The 2,961-nt window shown below is 59.1% G+C and carries 2 protein-coding genes; one reads left to right on the forward strand and one right to left on the reverse strand.

Features of this window, described 5'->3' with window-relative positions; translation table 11 throughout:
* Positions 1 to 13: 13 nt before the first annotated feature.
* Positions 14 to 607, reverse strand: a complete 594-nt coding sequence (betI, locus tag FEM54_RS29255; protein WP_010207128.1) for a transcriptional regulator BetI — start codon at positions 605 to 607, stop codon at positions 14 to 16.
* A gap of 391 nt (positions 608 to 998) precedes the next feature.
* On the opposite strand from betI, the gene FEM54_RS29260 reads away from it, so the two are divergent.
* Positions 999 to 2,933: a BCCT family transporter gene (locus tag FEM54_RS29260; RefSeq protein WP_240792821.1), complete on the forward strand. Its 1,935-nt coding sequence runs from the start codon at positions 999 to 1,001 to the stop codon at positions 2,931 to 2,933.
* The last annotated feature ends 28 nt before the right edge of the window (positions 2,934 to 2,961 follow it).

Genomic DNA, 2,961 nt, shown 5'->3' on the forward strand with positions numbered 1-2,961 from the left:
GTTTATGTGTGCTCTAACTCACCTGCTTGGCCAATTGGAAATCCATGTATTCGTAAGCGATCCGTTGCGCCTGCTCCGTGTCGAAAGCGTCTCCCGACAGGGCGCCGCGCAACCACAAACCGTCGATCAGGGCCGCCAGGCCTCTGGCTGCTTTGCGTGCGTGCGGCAGCGGTAGCACTCGGCGGAACTGGCAGCACAGGTTGGAATACAGACGTTGATCGTTGATCCGCTGCAACCTGTGCAATGACGGGTGGTGCATGCTGGTGGCCCAGAAGGCCAGCCAGGTTTTCATTGCCGGTCCGTTGACCTGGCTGGCGTCGAAGTTGCCCTCGATGATCACCCGAAGGTGCGCCCGTGGGCTGTCGTCCTTCAGCGCAAGCCTGCGTTCGTGGACGTTCTCGATCAGCACATTCATCAAGTACCGCATCGTTGCGGCGATCAGGCCGTTCTTGTCCTGAAAGTAGTGACTGATGATGCCGTTCGAGACGCCGGCCAAACGGGCGATCAGCGCAATGCTGGCATCTCCCATTCCAACCTGATCGATGGCCGTCAAGGTGGCTTCGATCAACTGCTGGCGGCGTATGGGTTGCATACCGACCTTGGGCATGTAGCACCTCTCCTTAGGCCTGCCGTTGGGCGTTAAACGTCCGTCGGCTTGATGGCCAGTCTATTTTGTTTTGATTGAACGTTCAATCAACAAAGAATAAGATCTGCGACAAATGGTCGCTGCCTACAGATTTTTCCTACCTGTGAGCAACGTCCTCTGACACCTGCAAAAACCCTTGAAACAGGCCGTATCAGGGCCTGGCCACTGCCTAGGCGCGGCTCAAGAATTTTCGGGGTGTCTTTATAACACCCGTCCGTCGACTGCCGAAAAATCGATGTCCCGGGATAACCGTTGCCTTGTGTTTCTCTCTCGCACTGCCCGGAGCATCTGCGCCATGAGTTCTGCCTCTCTTATAAAGACCCCGCCGGAAAAGGTCAGGGTCAACGGTTGGGTGTTTTACACCTCCACCGCGCTCATTCTGTTGTTGACCGCCATTTTGATCATCGCCCCGCAGGAGGCCGGGCGCATGCTCGGCGTAGCCCAGGCGTGGCTGTCGAAAAGCTTCGGCTGGTACTACATGGTGGTCATCGCGGCCTACCTGGTGTTTGTGGTCGGCCTGGCGTTTTCGTCCTACGGTAAATTGAAACTGGGCAGCAAGGACGACACCCCGGACTTCAGCTACGGCGCCTGGGCCGGCATGTTGTTCTCGTCGGGCATCGGCATCTCGCTGCTGTACTTCGGTGCTTCCGAGCCTTTGGATCACTACTTCAACCCGCCCGAAGGCGCCGCCGCCAGCAATGGCGCAGCCCGCCAGGCGTTGCAGTTGACGTTCCTGCACTGGGGCCTGCACGGCTGGGCGATTTATGCGCTGGTCGGCCTGGCCGTGGCGTACTTCGCGTACCGTCATAACCAGCCGTTGGCCTTGCGTTCGGCGCTGTACCCGCTGGTGGGCGAGCGTTGGGTCAAAGGCGCGGCCGGCCACGCGGTGGACGGCTTCGGCATGTTCGTGACCCTGCTGGGCCTGGTGACGAACCTGGGGATTGGTTCGATGCAAGTGTCGTCGGGGCTTGAAAACCTGTTCGGCATGCAGCACAGCAACACCAACCTGCTGATCGTGATCATTGTGATGAGCACCGTGGCGACCATCGCTGCCGTGTCGGGTGTGGAAAACGGCATTCGCCGCCTGTCCAACCTCAACATTGTGCTGTTCAGTGGCTTGCTGATCTTTGTGCTGTTGTTTGGCCCGACCTTGCACCTGCTCAATGGACTGGTGCAGAACACCGGTGACTACCTCAACGGTATCGTGCTGAAAACCTTCGACCTGTATGTGTACGAAGGCGACGCCGACAAGACCGAGCGCTGGATGGGCCTGTGGACCCTGTTCTACTGGGCCTGGTGGATTTCCTGGGCGCCATTCGTAGGCATGTTCATCGCGCGTATTTCCCGTGGTCGTACAGTGCGTGAGCTGGTGGCCGGCGTGCTGCTGATCCCGCTGGGCTTCACTCTGGCGTGGTTGTCGATCTTCGGTAACTCGGCGTTGGACCTGGTGCTGAACCACGGCGCAGTGGAGTTGGGCAAGACGGCGCTGGAGCAACCGTCGATGGCCATCTACCAACTGCTTGAGCATTACCCTGCGTCGAAAATCGTGATCGGCGTGTCGATCTTCGTGGGCTTTGTGCTGTTCCTGACCCCGGCGGATTCCGGCGCGGTGATGATGGCCAACCTTTCGTGCAAGGGCGGCAATGTCGATGAAGATGCGCCGCACTGGCTGCGGATCTTCTGGTCGGTGGTGATCACCCTGGTGACCATCGGCCTGCTGTTCGCGGGTAACTTCGAAGCCATGCAAACCATGGTGGTGCTGGCGGGGCTGCCGTTCTCGGTGGTGCTGATTCTGTTTATGTTCGGTTTGCACAAGGCGATGCGCCAGGATGTGGCCATCGAACAGGAGCAGGCGCAATTGGCCGAACGTGGTCGTCGTGGTTTCAGCGAGCGTTTGACCGCCTTGGACCTGCAACCGAGCCAGGGCACGGTACAGCGCTTTATGGACAAACACGTTACGCCTGCGTTGGAAGAAGCGGCGAGTGTGCTGCGTGACCAAGGGCTGGAAGTGCAGACGCTGCTGGGTAAATCCAAGCGCTGCATCGGTGTGCGTATCGAGATGGAAGAGGGCAACCCGTTTGTCTATGAAGTGAGCCTGGATGCTTACTCCTCGGCACCGAGCGACCTGCCCGAAGAAGAGCGCACCCGTTACTACCGGGCCGAGGTCTACCTGCACAACGGACCTCAGGAGTATGACCTGATGGGCTTCGCCCAGGAACAGATCACCCGGGACGTGCTCGATCAGTTTGAAAGCCATCGGCAGCTCCTTGGCCGTGTCTATAGCTGATAGTTGAGCCGAGCGGCGCCGTCACTGG

It is taken from the genome of Pseudomonas edaphica, from assembly GCF_005863185.1.
Lineage (GTDB): Bacteria > Pseudomonadota > Gammaproteobacteria > Pseudomonadales > Pseudomonadaceae > Aquipseudomonas > Aquipseudomonas edaphica.

Excerpts from the sequence above, each read along its gene's own strand:
- betI (WP_010207128.1), bottom strand. The coding sequence starts at position 607 with ATGCCCAAGGTCGGTATGCAACCCATACGCCGCCAGCAGTTGATCGAA.